Genomic DNA, 19,482 nt, shown 5'->3' with positions numbered 1-19,482 from the left:
CTCCTTTCCTGTCAATCCAGAAAGAAATCCGGCAATAGCTTGTCATCGTCCAGATCCGGGTCCACCCGATAGCCGCTGAGATCGCTGATGCCGGCATCGCGTAGTACCTCCTCATCAATAAAGAAGTGCCCGCTAGCGTCGGCTACCGGTCTGGTGAGGATGGCCCAGGCCGCATCGGCCATGATCGATGGCTGGCGAGCAGCCTTGACGGTGGGCGCGCCGCCCAGCTGGTTCTGTACTGCAGCGGTATTGATGACGGTTTTCGGCCACAGGGCATTTACCGCTACCTTGCCGGCGTATTCGTCGGCCATCCCCAGTACACACAGGCTCATGCCGTACTTGGCCATGGTGTAGGCCACGTGGCGGCCAAACCAGTGGGGTGCCATGTTCAGTGGCGGGGCCAGGTTGAGGATGTGCGGGTTGGCGGCTTTCTTCAGATGGGGCAGGCACAGCTTGCTGGCCATGAAGGTGCCGCGACTGTTGATCTGATGCATCAGGTCGTAGGACTTCATGGTGGTGGCTTCGGTGCCGGTCAGGGAGATGGCACTGGCATTGTTGACCAGAATGTCGATGCCGCCAAAGGTGTCTACGGCCTGGTCCACGGCGGCCTGCAGCTGTTCCTCGTAGCGAATATCCCCCACGCAGGGCAAGGCTGTGCCACCCGCCTCGCGGATTTCCTCGGCCGCGGTATAGATGGTGCCCGGTAGTTTGGGGTGGGGCTCTGTGGTTTTCGCAAACAGGACGACGTTGGCGCCGTCACGGGCCGCGCGCAAGGCAATCGCCTTGCCGATGCCACGGCTGGCGCCGGTGATAAACAGGGTTTTGCCTTTGAGGTTGGCGGTGGACATGGTGCTCTCCCGGGGTTGGCGCCATCAAGTGAACGAGAGTTACTTGTCAGCGGCAGGGCGTAACGTTATGGTTGCTTCTTTCGGTCATTTGGGGCCATAGACGGCATCAGCAGGAAACAGCCATGACAATACTAAAAATGGACCCTGCGGAGTACTCGGTCTCCGCCGAATACCTGGCCCTTTTTCTGGATGTGATGTCCAGACGGGGCATTGCCAATGAGGTATTGCTGTCCGACACCGCCATTGAGCCCGGTTGCTGGCGCGATCCAAAGGCGCGGGTAACCGCCCAGGATTTTGAAAGGGTCGTGATGCGCGGTATCCAGCTTAGCGGTGAACCCTGGCTGGGCTGGGAGTTAGGCGCCGCCATGACGATCTCCTCCCACGGGTTTCTTGGTTATGCCGCCATGAGCAGTGCCACCCTCGGCGAGGCCATGGAGCTGGCGGTGAAATACTTCCGTACCCGCAGCACCCTGGTACAGCTGGATATTTTCACCGATGGCGACATGGCGGTGATGCAGATCGATGAGTTGCTGGCGCTGGGTGGGTTGGCGCCGGTAATGATGGAAAGCCTGTTCGCCAGTTTTCACTTCATGGGCCAGAAGTTGTTGCCGGACATGGAGATTATTGGCGAGCTGCGTTTTACTTACCCGGAACCGGAGTACTTTGCGCGCATGCGCCCGGTGATGCCGGTGCCGGTATATTTCGATTGTGCCTACAATCAAATGCGCTTTCCGGTGGAACGTCTGGACTATGAGCTGCAGTTTGCCGACCCGCGCCTGGCGCGCATGGCTGCGGACCAGTGTGAGCAGGAGATGGCCTCCATCAAGGCGCCGCCAGCCCTGCTTGGCCAGGTACGGCGGATCATTCTGGGCGGTGGTGGGCGTTTTCCCGGGGTGGAAGAGGTGGCCAGTGAGCTACATATGTCTTCACGGACCCTAAAGCGCAAGCTGCAGCAATTGGGTACCAGTTATCAGGAGGTGCTGGATGGTTTGCGCAAGGGCTTGGCGGTGGAGTACCTGACCCAGACAGATAAGACCGTGGACGAGATCGCCATGAGTCTGGGCTATTCTGATGCCTCCAATTTTGCCCGGGCGTTTCGGCGCTGGACCCTGCGCAGCCCTTCAGATTATCGATAAGAGACGCTGCATGTTTCACGCAGGGAGTTGCGTGAAGCGTGTTGCGCGTTGTTGTCCATCAAGGAGACATCATGGCCACACTGCATCCCCGTCTTGCTGCTGATACCCGTGACCTGGGGGAAACCGACTTGTGCTGGCTGCGCTGGATGAATGACCGGCGCTTTGCCTGGCTGATCGTGGTGCCCAAGCGTGATGGTCTGCGCGAATGGCATCATTTGCCCAGTACGGAGCAGCAGTTGCTACTGCAACAGGTCAATGGCCTGGCGGCGGAGCTGGAGCGGGTGACCGGGGCGGACAAGATCAATATCGGCGCCCTGGGCAATATGGTGCCGCAACTGCATATTCATATCATCGCCCGCTTTGAGGGAGATCCCTGCTGGCCCGGTCCGGTCTGGGGACAGGGCCAGCCTGAACCCTGGGCAGAAGGGGAGGCGCCGCAGTGGCTGCAGGGGCTGATCATCGCGGAGGTGGGCTAGCTTATGGCGGGACTGGTACCGGTGACCGTGCAATGCCCCCATTGCTGGGAGCCCATCGAGGTGCTGATTGATACGTCGGTGGCGGAGCAGGAATACGTGGAAGACTGTCAGGTGTGCTGCCAGCCGTTGCTGTTTACGGTGGCGGTACCGTTCGACAGTGAAGAGCCGCAAGTAGATGTGCGGCCGGAGAATGAATAGCCCGCCCCTGTGAGGTTGACCCGGCGTTGCCGTAGGAGCGTCGCTGGCGGCGCGATAGCCAGGAGCATGTTGCCCTGAGCTGTTTCGAAGCCGCTGTAGGAGCTCCTCTCGAGGGGCGAGCCACGCGTCAGCGTGGAAATTCCCCGCGGGCGATCAGGAGTATCAGGGCTTTACAGGTTCCATTGCTGGCCTGCCTCGCTATGCTCAGTTCGCCCCTCGAGAGGAGCTCCTACAGCAGCGTTGTAGAAAGTGTTTTGCGGCGCTGGTTATCGCGTTGTCCGCGACGCTCAGTGGAGTAGTGGGTATCAGGCGTCCTTGCGATCAATATGCCCCAGCTCCCGCTCCGGGCAGACCACATCCCGCACCCGTCGCTTCAACTCGGTAATGTCCGGAAAACCGCCATCTGCCTCGCGTTCCCAGATCGGCTGGCCATTAGCTTCGATGCGGAATGCTCCGCCTGTGCCCGGTTGCAGGGCCACTTCATCCAGTTCGTCGCTGAAGGTGGTCAGCAATTCCTGCGCGTACCAGGCGCTGCGCAGCAGCCAGTTGCACTGGCTGCAGTAGTGAATGGCGACGCGGTTGCCTGGCATCAGGGCGTGTCGTTACCCGCCAGGAAGGCCAGCATTTCCGGATCCTTGAGCAGGCGGTTGATGGCGCCGCTGAGGATGTCGTTGACCATCTGTTGGTTGCGGTTGGCCGAGGGGGGCAGAGGCAGGTCATGAACTACGCTGCTTTTGTAGGTGCCGGTGTGAAGCACGTCGCCGCGGCTGGCTTCGGCCAGCAGGGTGAGAGTCAGGGTCACTTCATTGACCACTGAGCCTTCTTCGGGCACATAGTCCAGCTGTTCCAGGCGAACCTCCAGGCGAGTGGCATCTTCGCCGGGGTTGAAGGCATTGAAGCCCTGGGTTTGCAGCCCTTTGCGAATGGCATCTTCGATAGCGCTTTTTACATCATTGGCGGGGCGCACCAGGGCGGTGTTTTTATACACGCCTCCGCGGGTGCCGAAAGCTTCCTGGTCACGGGAATCCACCGCCAGAACCTGCACGGGCTGATTCTGGCCAACATTGGTGGCCTCCACATCGGCAACCGGTTTGACGTCAATCATCTGCGGGCTGAGGGCGCAGCCGGCAAAGGTGGCACTCAGGGCAAGAACTAGCACAGCGCGTAACATAGGGGCTCCTTGGTGACAGGTTGAGCCAACACGCGGCGCATCAATATTTCGTGCAGCGTGTTGCCTGTTGCGGTTTTCAATAGGTCCGCTTGAGAGATTCTTCCGCCAGGGTGAACAGGGTCTCCTTGTAAGGGGAGGCCGGCACCGCGGCGATGGCGTCCAGGGCCAGGCGCGTATGCTCGGCGGCCTTGTCCACCGTATATTGCAGACCACCGCTGGCCTGAACGGTTTCAATAATATGCTGCAGATGGTCCAGGCCGCCGTTGCGAATGGCATCCTTGATCAGTTTGGCCTGCTCCGCACTGCCGTTGGCGATGGTGTAGATCAGCGGCAGGGTGGGTTTGCCTTCGGCCAAGTCGTCGCCCACATTCTTGCCCAGCTCGCTGGCTTCGCCCTGGTAGTCCAGCACATCGTCGATCAGCTGAAAGGCAATGCCCAGATGGCGGCCGTAGGCGGCGAAGGCATCCACGAAGTCAGTGTTTTCGTCGGCCCCCAGAACGGCGCCGGTTTCCGCCGCCGATTCAAACATCTTGGCGGTCTTGTGGTGGATCACCCGCATGTAGTTGTCTTCGCTGGTGTTGGGGTCGCGCACATTGATCAGCTGTAGCACCTCACCCTCGGAGATGGTGTTGGTGCTCTGGGAGAAAATATCCAACAACCGCGAGTGCCTGAGGCCCACCATTAGCTGCAGGGCGCGGGAAATCAGGAAATCGCCCACCAGGACGCTGGCGGCATTGCCCCATACCGCATTGACCGTGGGCCGTCCGCGGCGCAGGTTGGACTCATCCACCACATCATCGTGGAGCAGAGTCGCGGTATGCAGGAACTCGATAATGGCGGCCACATCCACATGGCGCTCGCCATGATAGCCCGAGGCGCGGGCACACAGGATGGACACCAGCGGACGCAGGCGTTTGCCACCGGACTGGACGATATAATCCCCCACCTCGCGGATCAGCGGGACATTGGAATCCAGGTGGTGGTTGATAAACTGGTTCACCGCCGCGAAGTCATCTTCGACGACAGCATAAATGGCCTTGAAATCCATGCACTTGTGTCCAGACAGAAGGTGGGCGCAACAGCGGGCAATGCTAGCAGTGGCTGGCGGCTAGTCAAGGAAAGCCCATTCCCTGTGAAGGCCGCGGCAGCGGGCAGAATCAGGGCTTGTTCAGGGGCGGTGTTTCACGTACACTTCGCGACCCAATTTCATCCTCTGCCTGGCCTGCAAGTGACGATGCTTCTGAACTGGAGTCGTCCGCCTGAGTGGAGTCGTGCTGGAGCACATGCATGTACGCAGTAATCAAAACCGGTGGCAAGCAGTATCGCGTTGAAGAAGGCGATGTTGTGCGCATCGAGAAAATTGAAGTGGCCACCGGCGAATCCGTGGATTTCGACCAGGTGCTGCTGGTTGCCAACGGCGATGACGTGAAAGTCGGCCAGCCGATGCTGGATGGCGCCAAGGTAACCGCTGAAGTGCTGGAGCAGGGCCGTCACAAGAAGATCAAGATTGTGAAGTTCCGTCGCCGCAAGCACTCCCGCAAGACTCAAGGTCATCGCCAGTGGTACACGGCGGTGAAAATCACCGGGATCCAGGGCTGATCCTTAGACATTTGAAGAGAGGATTGAGACATGGCACATAAGAAAGCCGGTGGTAGTACTAAGAACGGACGCGATTCGGAAAGTAAACGCCTTGGCGTGAAACGCTATGGCGGTCAAGTGGTTAGCGCTGGTGAAATCATCGTTCGCCAGCGTGGCACCAAATTCCACGCTGGTGGTAACACCGGCATGGGCAAAGACCACACCATCTTTGCCAAGGAAGCTGGTCGCGTTAAGTTCGAAACCAAGGGTCCGCTGAGCCGCAAGTTTGTGGTGATCGAGCCCGTGGCCTGATCCGAAAGGGTCAGAAAAAGCCCCGCGAGGCTCCTGCCCGCGGGGCTTTTTTGTGTCAGGCTGCCTGCAGGCGGCGTGGGCAAAAGCGCGCGAACAGATCCAGGACATTGTGGTGAGTGGCCCGTGTGCTGCCCTACAATGGCATCCATCCAGTAATAGAGTGTCCCCCAATGCAATTTGTCGATGAAGCCACCATTGAAGTTCACGCCGGTAAGGGCGGTGATGGCTGTCTGAGTTTCCGGCGCGAAAAATACGTGGAATTCGGCGGCCCGGATGGTGGCGACGGCGGTGCCGGCGGCAGTGTGCTGGTGAAGGCGGACACCAATCTGAATACCTTGGTGGATTACCGTTACGACCGCAATTTCAAAGCCCGTAACGGCGAGGGCGGCAAGGGCCGGCAGATGACCGGCAAATCCGCCGACGACGTCGTGTTGCTGGTGCCGGTGGGTACCACCATCGTCGATGTGGATACCGATGAGGTGCTGGCGGATCTGACCGATCCGGAAAAACCGGTGATGATTGCTCTGGGTGGTCGCGGCGGTCTGGGTAACATCCATTTCAAGAGCAGTACCAATCAGGCGCCGCGCAAGATCACCAAGGGCAAGCCGGGTGAATCCCGTCGCCTGCGCCTGGAATTGAAAGTGCTGGCGGATGTGGGGCTGCTCGGCATGCCCAATGCCGGCAAGAGCACCCTGATCCGGGCCATTTCTGCCGCCAAACCCAAGGTGGCGGATTATCCGTTTACCACCCTGGTGCCCAATCTTGGCGTGGTGAAGGCGGATCGCCATCGCAGTTTTGTGGTCGCTGATATTCCCGGCCTGATCGAAGGGGCCGCAGAAGGGGCGGGTTTGGGGATTCGTTTCCTCAAGCATCTGGCGCGCACCCGCTTGCTGCTGCACGTGGTGGATCTGGCGCCCATGGATGGCAGTAGCCCGGCAGATCACATTGATGCCATTGCCGACGAGCTGGACCGTTTTTCTCCTGCTCTGGCCGAACAGGAGCGCTGGCTGGTATTCAATAAAATTGATCTGCTGGCGGATGATGAAGCGCAGGCGCAGGCAGATGCCATCGTTGAGGAGCTGGGCTGGCAGGGGCCGGTGTTCCGCATTTCTGCAGCTGCGGGGGTAGGCTGCGAAGACCTGGTCTACGCCCTGATGAACGCCATTGAGGATCGTCGCCGGCTGGAGCAGGAAGACCCGGATTATGCCGCTGCTCAGCAGGATCTGCGCGCCCGCCTGGAAGAAGAGGCCCGGGAGAAGGTGCAGGAGCTCAAGGCGGATGCGCGTCGAGCTCGCCAGAATGATAGCGACGATGACGATGACGATGATGATGACCACGATGTGGAAGTGGTTTACGAACCCTGATCAGGTGTGATTAAGGAGCGGGTGTGGCGGATCGCCAGCGTTGGGTAATCAAGATAGGCAGTGCCCTGCTGACCAATGACGGCAAGGGGCTGGATTGTGCGTTGATGCAGTCCTGGGTGGACCGCATGGTGGCGCTGCGTGAGCAGGGCATCGAAGTGGTGATTGTATCCTCCGGTGCCGTTGCAGAAGGGATGACCCGGCTGGGCTGGGCCTCCCGTCCGGATTCCGTGCACGAGCTGCAGGCCGCGGCTGCGGTGGGCCAGATGGGGTTGGTGCAAGCCTGGGAGTCGCGCTTCCAGAAACACAATCTGCACACCGCCCAGGTGCTGCTTACCCATGATGACTTGTCTGACCGCAAGCGCTATCTCAATGCCCGCTCCACGTTGCTGACCCTGTTGGGCTTTTCGGTGGTGCCGGTGGTGAACGAGAACGACACCGTGGTCACCGATGAAATTCGCTTTGGCGACAACGATACTCTGGCGGCGCTGGTGGCGAATCTGATCGAGGCGGACCGGCTGGTGATCCTTACCGATCAGGATGGTCTCTTCGATGCCGACCCTCGCAGCAACCCCGGTGCCAAATTGATCCGCGAAGCGCGGGCGTCGGACCCGGATATTGCCCGCGTCGCTGGCGGTGGCGGATTATTGGGGCGTGGCGGCATGGCCACTAAGGTGCGTGCCGCCAAGCTGGCTGCCCGCTCCGGGGCGTCGACAACCATTGCCTCCGGCCGCAGCCCGCAGGTATTGGCAGAGCTGGCCCAGGGGCAAGGGCCCGGCACCACCTTGCTGCCGGATACCTCGCCCATGAATGCCCGCAAGCAGTGGCTGGCCGGGCATCTGCAGATGCGCGGTCGTGTGGTGCTGGATGCCGGGGCGGTGCGCCGTATCCGGGATGGCGGCTCCAGCCTGCTGCCGGTGGGTGTGGTGGATGTGTTCGGCCAGTTCTCCCGAGGAGAAATGGTGGCCTGTGAAAGCGAGCAGGGCGAGCGTATCGGCTGTGGTCTGGCCAATTATGATGCTGCCGACGCCCGTCGAATTTGTGGCAAGAAAAGCGCAGAGATTGCCGATGTGCTGGGCTTCATGAATGAAGAGGAGCTGATCCACCGGGATAATATGGTGGTGTTTGACGTTGGCTGATGTGGGAAGCGAGTCTCGAGTTTCGAGAAGCGAAAGGCAAAACCGGTTTGGCCCTTCGAAACTCGCTTCTCGCAACTCGTCACTGATTTTCAGGCATAAAAAAACCGGCCAATGGCCGGTTTTTTTAACGCGAACGCGTCAGACTTAGGCAGCCATCGCCTTGATCTTGGCGTTCAGGCGGCTCTTGTGGCGAGCGGCCTTGTTCGGGTGAAACTTACCCTTGCGGGTGGCTTTATCCAGCACAGACACCGCCTGGGTATAAGCTTCCTGAGCGCTGCCTTGGTCGCCGGACGCAATAGCCGCGTTCACCTTTTTCAGGTATGTGCGCACCATGGAGCGCATCGCTGCGTTGTGCTGACGGCGGTTTTCCGCCTGACGCGCACGCTTGCGTGCTTGCGGTGAGTTAGCCAAGGTCCTGCTCCTATACTTTAAATTCGAAGGTCAAATTCGGGTTGTGACACTGGCCGCTGGGGCCGACCCTACCTGTTGTGATCAAAAAACACGCGGGTCATGGTCTAAAGACGCGCAACTATGCCGATCCGGCGGCCCGATGTCAATGGTATGTGGGGGCGGAAATCATCATTCTGGCGGTTTGGGCGGCCTTTGTTTACTCTTGCCCGGTTTGCTGGAGACATCATGACCGAACCCACAGAAAAGACCCCGAAAAAAGCCGGTTTAATGGCCTCCACCGCCCTGGTGGCGACCATGACCATGCTGTCGCGGGTGCTCGGGCTGGTTCGGGATGTGGTGATCGCCCGTATGCTGGGGGCTTCCGCCGGGGCCGATGCCTTCTTCGTTGCCCTGAAAATCCCTAATTTCTTCCGTCGTCTTTTTGCCGAAGGGGCCTTTAACCAGGCGTTTGTGCCGGTGCTCAGCGAGTATCGCAGCAGAGGCAGCATGGCGGCCACCAAGCTGTTGGTGGACCGGGTAGCCGGGACCCTGGGAACCGTGGTGGCGTTGATCACGCTGGTGGGGATGCTGGCGGCGGCAGGGGTGGTCTGGCTGTTCGCTCCGGGTTTTGGCGATGACCCGGTGAAACGGGCGCTGACCGTGGAAATGCTGCGGCTGACCTTTCCTTATCTATTCTTTATTTCCCTGACCGCCTTTGCCGGCGGCATTCTCAATTCCTGGAACCGCTTTGCAGTGCCGGCCTTTACGCCGGTGTTGTTGAACTTGAGCCTGATCGGTTGCGCCCTGTTCCTGGCGCCGCAGTTTGCCGAGGATCGTATGGCGGTGGCGCTGGCCTGGGGGGTGTTGATCGCCGGGGTGGCGCAGCTGTTGTTCCAGCTACCGTTCCTGGCGCGGTTGAACCTGATGCCAGTGCCGCGTATGGGCTGGTCGGACCCGGGGGTGCGCAAGATCATGACATTGATGATCCCGGCCCTGTTCGGGGCGTCGGTCTATCAGCTCAACTCCCTGGTCAATACAGTGCTGGCATCGCTGCTGGAAACCGGGTCGGTGACCTGGCTCTATTATACCGACCGGCTGATCGAGCTGCCGCTGGGCATTTTCGCGGTGGCCATCGGCACGGTGATCCTGCCCAGCCTGTCCAGCAAACATGTGGATGCTTCCGGTGAGGCGTTTTCCCGCACCCTGGACTGGGCGATCCGCATGGTGCTGTTGATTGGTCTGCCGGCGGCATTGGCGTTGGCGGTACTGGCTGAGCCGTTGTTGTCCACGCTGTTCCAGTACGGCGAATTCACCGCCTTTGATGTGGCGAAAACCGCGGAGTCTCTGCGTGCGTATAGTACCGGCCTGTTGGCGGCCATGCTCATCAAGGTGCTGGCCCCGGGGTTCTATGCCCGCCAGGATACCCGCACCCCGGTGAAGATCGGTGTGATTGCCATGCTGGCGAATATGGCGTTTGGCGCCATGTTGGTGTGGGAGTGGCGCCATGTGGGGCTGGCCACGGCCATGGCATTGTCGGCCTGGCTCAACGCCGGGTTGTTATACCTGGGGCTGCGCCGGGCCGGCGTTTATCAGCCGCTCAAGGGCTGGCTGTTGCTCTGGTCTCGGATAATTTTTGCCGGTACGGCCATGGCGGCGGTCACGTACTGGCTGTCGTTGCAGACCCAGGCCTGGACCGAGGCCGGGGTGTGGAACCGGGTCGGCTGGCTCAGCTTGATCGTGGCTTCAGGGCTGGCGATTTACGGGATTAGCCTGCTGCTCCTGGGGCTGCGCCCACGTCATTTGCGCCGCTGATTTGCGTCAGCAAGCGTAGAGGGGGTTGTCTTTGCTCGCTGTGAGCACCATCCCCTTGGTGGTTAACCGTTTTTCCCGCCGGTCGCCGTCACGGGCGCATACAAAACCATGGGCGAGCCTGTATAATCGGGCGTCTTTTGAGACGAGGATGAGATGCGACTGATTCGCGGCATTCACAATCTGCGCGACAGGCATCGCGGCTGCGTGGCCACCATTGGCAATTTCGATGGGGTGCATCAGGGGCATCAGCGGATTCTGGATCAGGTGATCTCAGAAGCCCGCCGCCGTGGCCTGAAGGCCACGGTGATGCTGTTCGAGCCGCAACCTCAGGAATTTTTTGCGCCGCAGCAGGCGCCGGCCCGGCTCATGTCCCTGCGCGACAAGCTGATTGCCCTGCGTGACGCGGGGGTGGATCAGGTGCTGTGTGTGCGGTTCAACGAGCGGTTTCGCTCCCTGACCGCCGAGGCCTTTGTGAAATCCCTGCTGGTGGACGGACTGGGAGTGGAATATCTGGTGGTGGGGGATGATTTTCGTTTCGGCTGTGGTCGCGACGGGGATTTCGCCTACCTGCAGCAGGCCGGCGAGCAGTTCGGTTTCGCTGTGACCGACACCGCCACCTGCGAAATCCACGGCGAGCGGGTGTCCAGCACCCGGGTTCGCGCGGCGCTCAGCGCCGGTGATTTTGCCCTGGCGGAAACCTTACTGGGTCGCCCCTTTGCCATCAGTGGTCGGGTGCGTCATGGCGACAAGATCGGTCGCACCCTGGATCTGCCCACGGTGAATCTGGCGCTCAAGCGTCTGCACTCGCCGCTGGCGGGGGTATTTGCGGTGACGGTCAGTGGCGCCGGGCTAACGAGTCAGGCCGGCGCCGCCAACATGGGCGATCGCCCCACGGTGAACGGCACGGAAAATCGCCTGGAAGTGCATCTGCTCGACTACAGCGATGCGAGTGTTGGCAAGGACAGCCTGTACGGCAAGCATTTGACGGTTGCCTTTCGCCATTTCGTGCGGGCGGAAGAGAAATTCGCGGATCTGGATCAGCTCAAGACTGCCATCTGGCAGGACGTGCAAGCGGTCCGGGACTACTTTGAAAAGACGGGATTATCTAAGACGGGACTATGACGGACTACAAGGCAACGCTTAATCTTCCCCAAACCGACTTCCCCATGAAGGCCGGCTTGTCCCAGCGCGAACCGGCGCGGCTGAAAGAGTGGCAGCAAAAGCAGCTCTACCAGAAGATCCGTGAGGCCTTTGCCGGCCGTCCCAAGTTCATTCTTCACGATGGCCCTCCGTACGCCAACGGCGATATTCATATCGGCCACGCGGTGAACAAGATCCTCAAGGACATGATCGTCAAGTCCCGCACCCTGGCCGGCTTTGATGCCCCCTATGTGCCAGGCTGGGATTGTCATGGTCTGCCCATCGAGCTGATGGTGGAAAAGAAGGTGGGCAAGGCCGGCCACAAGGTGGATGCCGGTACCTTCCGCAAGAAGTGTCGCGAATACGCGAGCAAGCAGGTGAATGGCCAGAAGGCGGACTTCATGCGCCTGGGGGTGTTCGGCGACTGGGACAATCCCTACCTGACCATGGATTACGCCTTCGAGGCGAACATCATCCGTTCCCTGGGCAAGATCGTCGACAACGGCCACCTGCAGCAGGGCTTCAAGCCGGTGCACTGGTGTCTGGATTGCGCTTCTGCCCTGGCGGAAGCGGAAGTGGAGTACTACGACAAGGTATCCCCGGCCATTGATGTGGCCTTCAGCGTGGTGGACGTGGCGGACTTTGCCGCCCGCTCTGGCATCGAGGCCACCGCGCCGGCGCTGGTGATCTGGACCACCACGCCCTGGACCATACCCGCGAACCGGGCGGTGGCGGTGCATCCGCAGCTGGACTATGTGCTGCTCAGCGGCGAGCTGGATGGCCAGCATCGTGAGCTGCTGGTGGCCGAGGCGCTGGCGGACGATCTGGTGGAGCGCTGGGGCATGGAAAGCGTGTCCCGCTCTGCCGCCGTGCAAGGCGACAAGCTGGAAATGCTGGCTTTGCAGCATCCGTTCCTGGGCGCCCAGGTGCCGGTGATTCTCGGTGAGCACGTGACCACCGATGCCGGTACCGGCCTGGTGCACACGGCGCCCGGTCACGGTGCTGACGACTTTGTGGTGGGCCAGCAATACGATCTGGACCCGATCAGCCCGGTGCTGGACAGCGGCCTGTTCCGTGACGACCTGCCGGTGGTCGGTGGCGTGCATGTGAGCAAGGCCAACGAGCCGGTGATCGAGGCATTGCAGGCAAGCGGTGCCCTGGTGAAGCTGGCAAAAATCGAGCACAGCTACCCGCATTGCTGGCGCCACAAGACGCCACTGATCTTCCGCGCCACCGCCCAGTGGTTCGTTTCCATGGACAAGGCCGGGCTATTGCCTCGCGCCCGTCAGGAAATCGACAAGGTGCAGTGGCTGCCGGAGTGGGGCAAGGCGCGCATCGAAGGCATGCTCACCGATCGCCCGGATTGGTGTATCTCCCGCCAGCGCACCTGGGGCGTGCCCATTGCGCTGTTCGTGAACAAGGAAACCGGTGAACTGCACCCGGATACCCCGGCACTGATCGAACAGGTGGCTCAGCGGGTGGAACAGGAAGGCATTGATGCCTGGTTCGATCTGGCGCCCGCCGAGCTGCTCGGCGAGCAGGCGGACCAGTACAGCAAGGTCACCGATACCCTGGATGTGTGGTTTGATTCCGGCGTCACCCATTACTGCGTGCTGGATCAGCGCCCACAGCTGGAAACACCGGCGGACCTGTATCTGGAAGGCTCCGACCAGCACCGTGGCTGGTTCCAGTCGTCCTTGCTGACCAGCCTGGCGGTTCGCGATGCGGCACCTTACAAAACCGTGCTGACCCATGGCTTCACCGTGGACGAGCAGGGCCGCAAGATGTCCAAATCCGTCGGCAATGTGATCGCGCCCCAGGAAGTGTGGAATGACCTGGGCGCCGATATCCTGCGCCTGTGGGTGGCGGCCACCGATTATCGTGGTGAGATGTCCGTGTCCAAGGACATCCTCAAGCAGATGGGCGACAGCTATCGCCGTATCCGTAACACCAGCCGTTTCCTGCTCTCCAACCTGAGCGGTTTCGACCCGGCTGCCGATGCGCTTGAGCCGGAGCAGATGCTGGCGCTGGATCGCTATATCGTCGATCGCGCCCTGCAACTGCAGGAAGAGATTCAGGGGTTGTACGACGGCTACCATTTCCATCAGGTCTACCAGAAGCTGCACAACTTCTGCGCCCTGGATCTGGGTGGCTTCTACCTGGATATCATCAAGGATCGCCAGTACACCACCCAGGCGGATTCCGTGGCGCGTCGCTCCTGCCAGACGGCCCTTTATCATATCGCCCAGGCGCTGGTGCGCTGGATGGCGCCGGTGCTCAGCTTCACCGCCGAGGAAATCTACGAAAACCTGCCCGGCGCGCGTCTCGATTCCGTGTTCCTGGCGGAGTGGTATACGGGGCTTTTCGCCCTTACCGATACGGACATGGACCGTGCCTTCTGGCAGCAGGTGCAGGATGTGAAACAGGCGGTGAACAAGGCCATCGAGAATGCCCGCCGCGACAAGCTGATCAAGGGCGGGCTCGGTGCCGAGGTAGTGCTCTATGTGGATGATGGGCAGCGGACCCTGCTGAATCGTCTCGGTGATGAACTGCGCTTCGTCACCATCACCTCTGCGGCCACCCTCAAGTCTCTGGGCGAGGCGCCTGCCGAGCTGGAAGACACGGCGGTGAGCGGCTTGAAGGTGCAGGTGCTGGCCAGTGAGTATGGCAAGTGCGCGCGTTGCTGGCACCACCAGCCGGATGTGGGCTCCCATGCGGAGCATCCGGAGTTGTGTGGCCGTTGCGTGACGAACGTGGATGGCGAGGGTGAGGTGCGACGTTATGCCTAAGGCGGCAGATACCTCATCTTCTGAAAGCAGCAAGCGGCTGCTGCCGGGACAGCTGATCTGGTTGTGGCTCACCGGTGTGGTGATTGCCCTGGACCAGATCACCAAGCATATGGTGGTCGCCCGGTTTGATCTCTACGAGCGGCTGGAAGTGATGCCGTTCTTTAATCTGACTCTGGCCTATAACCCCGGTGCGGCATTCAGCTTTCTGGCGGATGCGGGGGGCTGGCAGCGCTGGTTCTTTACGGCCATTGCGTTGGGTGCCTCGGTACTGATCCTGGTCTGGCTGACCCGCCTCACTGCTGCCGAGAAACTGCAGGGCGTAGCGCTGGCGCTTATTCTGGGCGGGGCCCTGGGTAATTTCTACGACCGGCTGGTGCTGGGGCATGTGGTGGATTTTCTGGATTTCTACTGGGGTAACAGTCACTTCCCGGCCTTCAATATCGCCGATACCGCCATTACCATCGGCGCCGGCCTGATACTGCTGGATATGCTCCTGGGAGCGAAAAAGCATGACTGAGATTCTCCGCGCGGGCCCGGAAACCCGTATCACTCTGCACTTTGCGGTGCGTCTGATGGATGGCACCGAGCTGGATTCCACCTTCGGCGGTGAGCCGGCGGCCTTTGTCTGGGGTGACGAATCCCTGCTGCCAGGCTTTGAGAATGCCTTGCGCGGCCTCAAGGTCGGTGATCGCCGAAGCGTTTTCCTGGAGGCGAACAAGGCTTTCGGCGATTACAACGACGACAATGTGCAGCATTTCACCCGGGATACCTTTGCCCAGTACGACACCCTCGAGCCGGGCATGGTGCTCAGCTTTGCCGATGCCGCCGGTGGAGAGTTGCCGGGGGTGATCAGCAAGGAGGAGGATGGCTGGGTCTATGTGGACTTCAACCACCCTCTGGCCGGGCGGGATCTAACCTTTGAGGTGGAGATCATCGCTGTGGAACGCTATGCGCCGGAGCAACCCGTTACTCTGAATTGATGCCGGACGGGGAGGGGCTGGTCTGCTGGATGGCATTGGCCATGGTCGCAGATCGAGGTCTTTCCCGGTTACAATGGTCGCATCAGTTACGCAGGACTCCCTATGCAAATCCGACTCGCCAACCCCCGTGGCTTCTGTGCCGGGGTGGATCGCGCCATCGATATCGTCAACCGGGCGCTGGAAGTGTTCGGACCGCCGATCTATGTGCGCCACGAGGTGGTCCACAACCGTTATGTGGTGGACGATCTGCGTCAGCGCGGGGCGGTGTTTGTGGAAGAGCTCCACGAAGTGCCGGATGACGCCATCGTCATCTTCAGCGCCCATGGCGTATCCCAGGCCGTGCAGCAGGAAGCAGAGCGCCGCCAGTTGAAGGTGTTCGACGCTACATGCCCGTTGGTCACCAAGGTCCATATGGAAGTGATCCGCTACGCCCGCGAAGGCCGCGAGAGCATTCTCATTGGCCATGCCGGCCACCCGGAAGTGGAAGGCACCATGGGTCAGTACGACAAGGCCAATGGCGGCGATATCTATCTGGTGGAAGACGAGGCGGATGTGGCGACGCTTCAGGTCCGTGACCCGGACACCCTGGCCTTCGTGACCCAGACCACCCTCAGCGTGGATGATACCGCCCGGGTCATCGATGCCCTGCGCCAGCGGTTTCCCAATATCCTTGGTCCCAAGCGTGAGGATATCTGCTACGCCACCACCAACCGTCAGGACGCCGTGCGCCAGCTGGCCCTGGAATGCGGCCTGGTGCTGGTAGTGGGCTCGGTGAACAGCTCCAACTCCAACCGTCTGCGGGAGCTGGCCGAGCGCTGCGGCGCCGAAGCCCACCTGCTCGACGACCCCTCCCAGATCGACCCTGCCTGGCTCAAGGGCAAAACCGCCGTCGGCGTCACCGCTGGCGCCAGCGCTCCTGAAGAGCTGGTCCAGCAGGTCATCACCACCCTCAAATCCCTGGGCGGCTCCGACGCCGAGGAAATCCCCGGCCGCGAAGAGAACATTCGTTTCTCCATGCCCAAGGCGCTGCGCTCTTAGGTACGACCGCTCGCGCTATTCGCTCTGCCTGAAGCCTTGAGCATCAGTGTCTCCGACTCTGCACCGTGAGTGACCTCAGGAGTCGGTGCTTCCTTGCTGTCCTTCCGCGCTTCCTTTGGTTTTGCAGGTGTGTCCTCGCAATGTCCGTTGGCCGTTTGTGTGGTGTGCCGGTACGCCGGTCCCGGTTTTCCTGCCGTTCGATGCCGTTTATGCGCATGACCTTTTTTTCTTGGTCTTAATCCCTTTCTGGCTAGTATTAAAGTGTGAGAGATATCACACCAGAAAGTACCAAAAACTATTATTTTTCAGCGGCTTATACCGTTCATTACCGACGAAGCTCCGTTAGTCCCCAGTGCACTTGTTTGCGTGAGTGGGGGGGCTAAAGTGAACCGGTAAATGGAATGGGAGCAAACTGCTGTGCCGGCTTTCAGAGATAGGCAACGAGGATTCACATTGATTGAACTCATGATCACGATTGCCGTGGTTGCCGTTGTGGTGGGGTTTGCGATGCCGCAACTCGGGAGCATGATCCGCAATGGCCAGATGGTGAGTCAGGGCAACAGTCTGCTGGGGGGGGTGCAATACGCCCGCGGTGAGGCCTTAGCCAGGGGGCAGATCGTGAGAATGTGCGGTAGCAGTGACGGTGTCAGCTGTGATGGTGAATGGGGTCGAGGCTGGATCGTTTTCGCGGATGAAGATGCAGATGGTTCTCTGGATGCCGGTGAGGTTTTGCGTACAGACACTTCTGATACGGCAATAGATTCGTCTACGGCAGGACATTTCGTGTTCACGCATCAGGGGCGGCGAGGTGGCGGATTGGAAACGCTCACCATAAAGCGCAGCGATTGTGGTAGCGAGGGCTCGCGAACCTTGAGCGTTACCGCAGGTGGCCGAACCTCAATGAATTCAGGGGGCTGCTGATGATGACGCGCAATAGCGGTTTCAGTTTGATTGAAGTGTTGGTGGCGTTGCTCATCCTGTCTGTTGGGCTATTAGGCATTGCGGGTATGCAGACGTTGAGCGTGCAGATGAATGTCAGTGCCAGACAGTCCTCTCAGGCCACCTACCTGGCCTATGAAATTATTGATCGCATGAGGGCAAATCGGCAGGCGGCGCTGGCGGGCGACTACAACCATGACAGTGATGGCTGCCAGGACATTCCCGGAGGTAATAGCGTGGCTGATACCGATCTGGCGGCCTGGCTGAATGTTCTTTGCGGCATGACGGATGATGGCAATACAGCTCCTGCAATGCTGCCACAGGATGCGGCAGCTGGAACAGGGGCGTCGGTTGATGTTGATGATGGCATCGCTACGGTCACTGTCAGCTGGTACGACGAGCGCTGGGAAGATGATGAAAATAGTGACCCGGTGCGGACTGTGACCGTGCAGGTTGAATTATAGGAGCAGCTCCAGATGTTGATGCAGCCAAACAGACAGAAAGGGATTGGCCTGGTCGAAATTATGGTGGCCCTGGTGGTCAGCTCCCTGCTGGTGGCCGGTGTAGTGCAGATCTTTATCAGTAACCGTCAGGCCTATCAGCTGCAAAGTGAGCTGGCCGAATTGCAGGAAAATGGTCGCTTTTCTTTTCAGTTCCTCACCCAAGACCTTCGTATGGCAGGTTATATGGGGTGTAGCCGTAACCTGGAAGTAAGAAACAATCTCAATAACCCGGACCAATATGCCTATAACCTGGGAGGGGAGGCGATTACCGGTTTATACGTTGATGGAGCTGGAACTTTGTCCGGCGTTATTCCTCTAGGACTTGATCTGGGTGATCTGACGCCTAATACGGATGTAGTCATGCTTCGCAGGGCCGGTGACGGCTCTGTAGATTTGCGTCCGCCATTTCGAGACCAGGCAAACCCTGCGAACACCCTGGTTTTGAAAGACCATGATCTGAAGAAAGAAGACATTGTGGTGGTGTCCGATTGCACAAACGCCACTATTGTCCAGCTCTCCAGCTCGCCCGGAGGAAATAACACTTCCATTACTCACAATACGGGCGGAAGTGTTTCGCCGGGCAACAGCACTAAAGATCTGGGTAGCAATTATGGCCAGGGCGCAACAGTTTCGCGAATGATGAACATTATCTACTACGTTGCAGAAGGTGTGGATGGTGCGCCTGCTTTATTCCGCAAACTGGGCACGGACCCGGGTGAGGAATTGCTGGGTGGGGTGGAGCAATTCCGCCTTACCTATGGCGCAGATATTGATGGCGATGGTGATCTGGATGGCGCCTACCAAACTGCCCAGCAGATTGATGCCAACGCAGCGATTGGTTGGGAAAATGTGATTGCTGTGCGAGTGGATATGCTGATGCGTGGCGATAGTGATGCCTTGGTGGATTCAGATGCTGGACAAAACCTGGTTTTCAATGGAACGGTTGAAAACTTCACCGATGGTTTTCTGCGCCAGGGAATGAGTAGCACTGTGACCGTTCGCAATCGGGTGCCGTAAGGAAAAGTTATGACTTATTTTTCGTTTTCTCATTTTTCCAGACAGCGCCAGCAAGGTGCAGCTTTGCTGATGGGGCTGGTGTTATTGCTGATCATGACGTTGTTGGGTATCAGTTCTATGCGAAGCACTACCCTGCAGGAACGAATGGCGGGGGCCATGCATGACCAGAATCTGGCATTGCAGACTGCCGAGAGTGCTTTGCGGGCAGGTGAGCAGGATCTGGTTGGTACCGTGACCCTGGATTTCACCCAGACCGGTTGGTACGACAGCAACGAAAGCGAGGATCGGCCTGACTGGAAGAACAATGCAACTGATACTAGTCATGTTGGAAAGAAAGGCGTGGTAACCCATGAACCGAATGATGTGAACTGGACAAATCCTCCACAGTTTTTCGTAGAACGAATTCCTGTTGTGGCGGCTGATAGCAGCCAGGGTGGCTCCATGGCCTTGGGAGACGGCACCGTAAATACAGAGTACGACATGTATCGAATTGTGGCGCGAGGTTTTGGCAACAATACTCGCTCAGTTGTTGTTGTGGAAAGCACCTATCGACGCTAAAGCCTGGCCAGAAAGAAGTGGTTGGACCGTGTCTATAGTTTGGTTTTGGATGTTAACAGTAGCGGAATTTTAGGCGTTTCATGCCTTCGTGATTCAT

The 19,482-nt window shown here is 59.5% G+C and carries 22 protein-coding genes; 17 read left to right on the top strand and 5 right to left on the bottom strand.

Annotated features, from left to right (window positions below; translation table 11 throughout):
- Positions 1-11: 11 nt before the first annotated feature.
- Entirely contained in the window at positions 12-848 is an 837-nt protein-coding gene (locus tag ACMG4N_RS16140) for an SDR family oxidoreductase (protein ID WP_272961453.1), read from the bottom strand.
- Positions 849-970: 122 nt separating this feature from the next.
- Here ACMG4N_RS16140 and ACMG4N_RS16135 point away from each other — a divergent pair, with 122 nt between their 5' ends.
- From ACMG4N_RS16135 to ACMG4N_RS16125, 3 genes are all read left to right on the top strand, one after another.
- Complete coding sequence (locus ACMG4N_RS16135) at positions 971-1,984, top strand: AraC family transcriptional regulator (RefSeq protein ID WP_035250015.1); 1,014 nt, start codon at positions 971-973, stop codon at positions 1,982-1,984.
- Positions 1,985-2,055: 71 nt separating this feature from the next.
- Positions 2,056-2,460 (top strand): HIT domain-containing protein, encoded by a 405-nt coding sequence (locus ACMG4N_RS16130; RefSeq protein ID WP_272962032.1) that lies wholly within the window; start codon positions 2,056-2,058, stop codon positions 2,458-2,460.
- A 3-nt stretch (positions 2,461-2,463) separates the two neighbouring features.
- Positions 2,464-2,658 (top strand): CPXCG motif-containing cysteine-rich protein, encoded by a 195-nt coding sequence (locus ACMG4N_RS16125; protein WP_035250019.1) that lies wholly within the window; start codon positions 2,464-2,466, stop codon positions 2,656-2,658.
- A 305-nt stretch (positions 2,659-2,963) separates the two neighbouring features.
- Here the strand turns inward: ACMG4N_RS16125 and ACMG4N_RS16120 are convergent, their stop codons facing one another.
- From ACMG4N_RS16120 to ACMG4N_RS16110, 3 genes are all read right to left on the bottom strand, one after another.
- A complete protein-coding gene (locus tag ACMG4N_RS16120; RefSeq protein ID WP_272962031.1) occupies positions 2,964-3,248 on the bottom strand; it encodes a SelT/SelW/SelH family protein in 285 nt (94 codons plus the stop codon).
- Entirely contained in the window at positions 3,248-3,829 is a 582-nt protein-coding gene (locus tag ACMG4N_RS16115; protein WP_414432430.1) for a YajG family lipoprotein, read from the bottom strand. Before ACMG4N_RS16115 ends, ACMG4N_RS16120 begins: the two co-directional genes overlap by 1 nt.
- A 76-nt stretch (positions 3,830-3,905) precedes the next feature.
- A complete protein-coding gene (locus ACMG4N_RS16110; RefSeq protein ID WP_414432428.1) occupies positions 3,906-4,877 on the bottom strand; it encodes a polyprenyl synthetase family protein in 972 nt (323 codons plus the stop codon).
- A 239-nt stretch (positions 4,878-5,116) separates the two neighbouring features.
- Here ACMG4N_RS16110 and rplU point away from each other — a divergent pair, with 239 nt between their 5' ends.
- The 4 genes from rplU to proB all read left to right on the top strand — a co-directional run bounded on the left by rplU (position 5,117) and on the right by proB (position 8,219).
- Positions 5,117-5,428 (top strand): 50S ribosomal protein L21, encoded by a 312-nt coding sequence (rplU, locus tag ACMG4N_RS16105; RefSeq protein WP_297766779.1) that lies wholly within the window; start codon positions 5,117-5,119, stop codon positions 5,426-5,428.
- A gap of 30 nt (positions 5,429-5,458) precedes the next feature.
- Positions 5,459-5,719 carry a 50S ribosomal protein L27 gene (gene rpmA / locus ACMG4N_RS16100; protein WP_297766777.1) on the top strand — a complete coding sequence of 87 codons (261 nt, stop codon included), beginning with the start codon at positions 5,459-5,461 and terminating at the stop codon, positions 5,717-5,719.
- A gap of 170 nt (positions 5,720-5,889) precedes the next feature.
- Positions 5,890-7,083, top strand: a complete 1,194-nt coding sequence (gene cgtA, locus ACMG4N_RS16095) for an Obg family GTPase CgtA (protein WP_414432427.1) — start codon at positions 5,890-5,892, stop codon at positions 7,081-7,083.
- A 23-nt stretch (positions 7,084-7,106) separates the two neighbouring features.
- The gene (gene proB, locus ACMG4N_RS16090) at positions 7,107-8,219 is read left to right on the top strand and encodes a glutamate 5-kinase (protein WP_414432426.1); all 1,113 of its coding nucleotides are present in this window, start codon (positions 7,107-7,109) and stop codon (positions 8,217-8,219) included.
- A 144-nt stretch (positions 8,220-8,363) separates the two neighbouring features.
- Here proB and rpsT read toward each other — a convergent pair whose 3' ends face one another.
- Entirely contained in the window at positions 8,364-8,630 is a 267-nt protein-coding gene (rpsT, locus tag ACMG4N_RS16085) for a 30S ribosomal protein S20 (protein ID WP_035250031.1), read from the bottom strand.
- Between the two features lie 225 nt (positions 8,631-8,855).
- On the opposite strand from rpsT, the gene murJ reads away from it, so the two are divergent.
- From murJ to ACMG4N_RS16035, 10 genes are all read left to right on the top strand, one after another.
- The gene (gene murJ, locus ACMG4N_RS16080) at positions 8,856-10,421 is read left to right on the top strand and encodes a murein biosynthesis integral membrane protein MurJ (protein WP_414432424.1); all 1,566 of its coding nucleotides are present in this window, start codon (positions 8,856-8,858) and stop codon (positions 10,419-10,421) included.
- A 153-nt stretch (positions 10,422-10,574) separates the two neighbouring features.
- The gene (ribF, locus tag ACMG4N_RS16075) at positions 10,575-11,543 is read left to right on the top strand and encodes a bifunctional riboflavin kinase/FAD synthetase (protein WP_414432422.1); all 969 of its coding nucleotides are present in this window, start codon (positions 10,575-10,577) and stop codon (positions 11,541-11,543) included.
- The gene (ileS, locus tag ACMG4N_RS16070; protein WP_414432420.1) at positions 11,540-14,350 is read left to right on the top strand and encodes an isoleucine--tRNA ligase; all 2,811 of its coding nucleotides are present in this window, start codon (positions 11,540-11,542) and stop codon (positions 14,348-14,350) included. The genes ribF and ileS overlap by 4 nt, the downstream gene beginning before the upstream one ends.
- The gene (gene lspA / locus ACMG4N_RS16065) at positions 14,343-14,867 is read left to right on the top strand and encodes a signal peptidase II (RefSeq protein WP_297766764.1); all 525 of its coding nucleotides are present in this window, start codon (positions 14,343-14,345) and stop codon (positions 14,865-14,867) included. Before ileS ends, lspA begins: the two co-directional genes overlap by 8 nt.
- Positions 14,860-15,330 (top strand): FKBP-type peptidyl-prolyl cis-trans isomerase, encoded by a 471-nt coding sequence (locus tag ACMG4N_RS16060; RefSeq protein WP_297766763.1) that lies wholly within the window; start codon positions 14,860-14,862, stop codon positions 15,328-15,330. Before lspA ends, ACMG4N_RS16060 begins: the two co-directional genes overlap by 8 nt.
- Before the next feature lie 102 nt (positions 15,331-15,432).
- Positions 15,433-16,368, top strand: coding sequence for a 4-hydroxy-3-methylbut-2-enyl diphosphate reductase (gene ispH / locus ACMG4N_RS16055; RefSeq protein ID WP_297766762.1), 936 nt, complete (start codon positions 15,433-15,435; stop codon positions 16,366-16,368).
- Positions 16,369-16,764: 396 nt separating this feature from the next.
- The gene (locus tag ACMG4N_RS16050) at positions 16,765-17,289 is read left to right on the top strand and encodes a GspH/FimT family pseudopilin (RefSeq protein ID WP_297766761.1); all 525 of its coding nucleotides are present in this window, start codon (positions 16,765-16,767) and stop codon (positions 17,287-17,289) included.
- Entirely contained in the window at positions 17,289-17,771 is a 483-nt protein-coding gene (pilV, locus tag ACMG4N_RS16045) for a type IV pilus modification protein PilV (RefSeq protein ID WP_297766759.1), read from the top strand. The genes ACMG4N_RS16050 and pilV overlap by 1 nt, the downstream gene beginning before the upstream one ends.
- Positions 17,772-17,783: 12 nt before the next feature.
- A complete protein-coding gene (locus ACMG4N_RS16040) occupies positions 17,784-18,827 on the top strand; it encodes a PilW family protein (protein WP_297766757.1) in 1,044 nt (347 codons plus the stop codon).
- 9 nt (positions 18,828-18,836) lie between these two features.
- Positions 18,837-19,385: a PilX N-terminal domain-containing pilus assembly protein gene (locus tag ACMG4N_RS16035; protein WP_297766755.1), complete on the top strand. Its 549-nt coding sequence runs from the start codon at positions 18,837-18,839 to the stop codon at positions 19,383-19,385.
- Positions 19,386-19,482: the final 97 nt, after the last annotated feature.

The sequence above is a fragment of the Alcanivorax sp. IL2 genome (genome assembly GCF_047495475.1).
Taxonomy (GTDB): Bacteria; Pseudomonadota; Gammaproteobacteria; order Pseudomonadales; family Alcanivoracaceae; genus Alcanivorax.
This window is presented reverse-complemented; position numbering and strand designations above follow the sequence as displayed.

What these genes read in the sequence shown, in the direction of transcription:
- ACMG4N_RS16115 (WP_414432430.1), bottom strand. Translation starts at nt 3,829, where the DNA reads ATGTTACGCGCTGTGCTAGTTCTTGCCCTGAGTGCCACCTTTGCCGGC.
- lspA (WP_297766764.1), top strand. Translation starts at nt 14,343, where the DNA reads ATGCCTAAGGCGGCAGATACCTCATCTTCTGAAAGCAGCAAGCGGCTG.
- ileS (WP_414432420.1), top strand. Translation starts at nt 11,540, where the DNA reads ATGACGGACTACAAGGCAACGCTTAATCTTCCCCAAACCGACTTCCCC.
- ACMG4N_RS16060 (WP_297766763.1), top strand. Translation starts at nt 14,860, where the DNA reads ATGACTGAGATTCTCCGCGCGGGCCCGGAAACCCGTATCACTCTGCAC.
- rpmA (WP_297766777.1), top strand. Translation starts at nt 5,459, where the DNA reads ATGGCACATAAGAAAGCCGGTGGTAGTACTAAGAACGGACGCGATTCG.
- ACMG4N_RS16135 (WP_035250015.1), top strand. Translation starts at nt 971, where the DNA reads ATGACAATACTAAAAATGGACCCTGCGGAGTACTCGGTCTCCGCCGAA.
- ACMG4N_RS16035 (WP_297766755.1), top strand. Translation starts at nt 18,837, where the DNA reads ATGACTTATTTTTCGTTTTCTCATTTTTCCAGACAGCGCCAGCAAGGT.
- ACMG4N_RS16140 (WP_272961453.1), bottom strand. Translation starts at nt 848, where the DNA reads ATGTCCACCGCCAACCTCAAAGGCAAAACCCTGTTTATCACCGGCGCC.
- ispH (WP_297766762.1), top strand. Translation starts at nt 15,433, where the DNA reads ATGCAAATCCGACTCGCCAACCCCCGTGGCTTCTGTGCCGGGGTGGAT.
- rplU (WP_297766779.1), top strand. Translation starts at nt 5,117, where the DNA reads ATGTACGCAGTAATCAAAACCGGTGGCAAGCAGTATCGCGTTGAAGAA.
- murJ (WP_414432424.1), top strand. Translation starts at nt 8,856, where the DNA reads ATGACCGAACCCACAGAAAAGACCCCGAAAAAAGCCGGTTTAATGGCC.
- pilV (WP_297766759.1), top strand. Translation starts at nt 17,289, where the DNA reads ATGATGACGCGCAATAGCGGTTTCAGTTTGATTGAAGTGTTGGTGGCG.
- cgtA (WP_414432427.1), top strand. Translation starts at nt 5,890, where the DNA reads ATGCAATTTGTCGATGAAGCCACCATTGAAGTTCACGCCGGTAAGGGC.
- ACMG4N_RS16040 (WP_297766757.1), top strand. Translation starts at nt 17,784, where the DNA reads ATGTTGATGCAGCCAAACAGACAGAAAGGGATTGGCCTGGTCGAAATT.
- ACMG4N_RS16130 (WP_272962032.1), top strand. Translation starts at nt 2,056, where the DNA reads ATGGCCACACTGCATCCCCGTCTTGCTGCTGATACCCGTGACCTGGGG.
- ACMG4N_RS16050 (WP_297766761.1), top strand. Translation starts at nt 16,765, where the DNA reads ATGGAATGGGAGCAAACTGCTGTGCCGGCTTTCAGAGATAGGCAACGA.
- ACMG4N_RS16120 (WP_272962031.1), bottom strand. Translation starts at nt 3,248, where the DNA reads ATGCCAGGCAACCGCGTCGCCATTCACTACTGCAGCCAGTGCAACTGG.
- ACMG4N_RS16125 (WP_035250019.1), top strand. Translation starts at nt 2,464, where the DNA reads ATGGCGGGACTGGTACCGGTGACCGTGCAATGCCCCCATTGCTGGGAG.
- ACMG4N_RS16110 (WP_414432428.1), bottom strand. Translation starts at nt 4,877, where the DNA reads ATGGATTTCAAGGCCATTTATGCTGTCGTCGAAGATGACTTCGCGGCG.
- ribF (WP_414432422.1), top strand. Translation starts at nt 10,575, where the DNA reads ATGCGACTGATTCGCGGCATTCACAATCTGCGCGACAGGCATCGCGGC.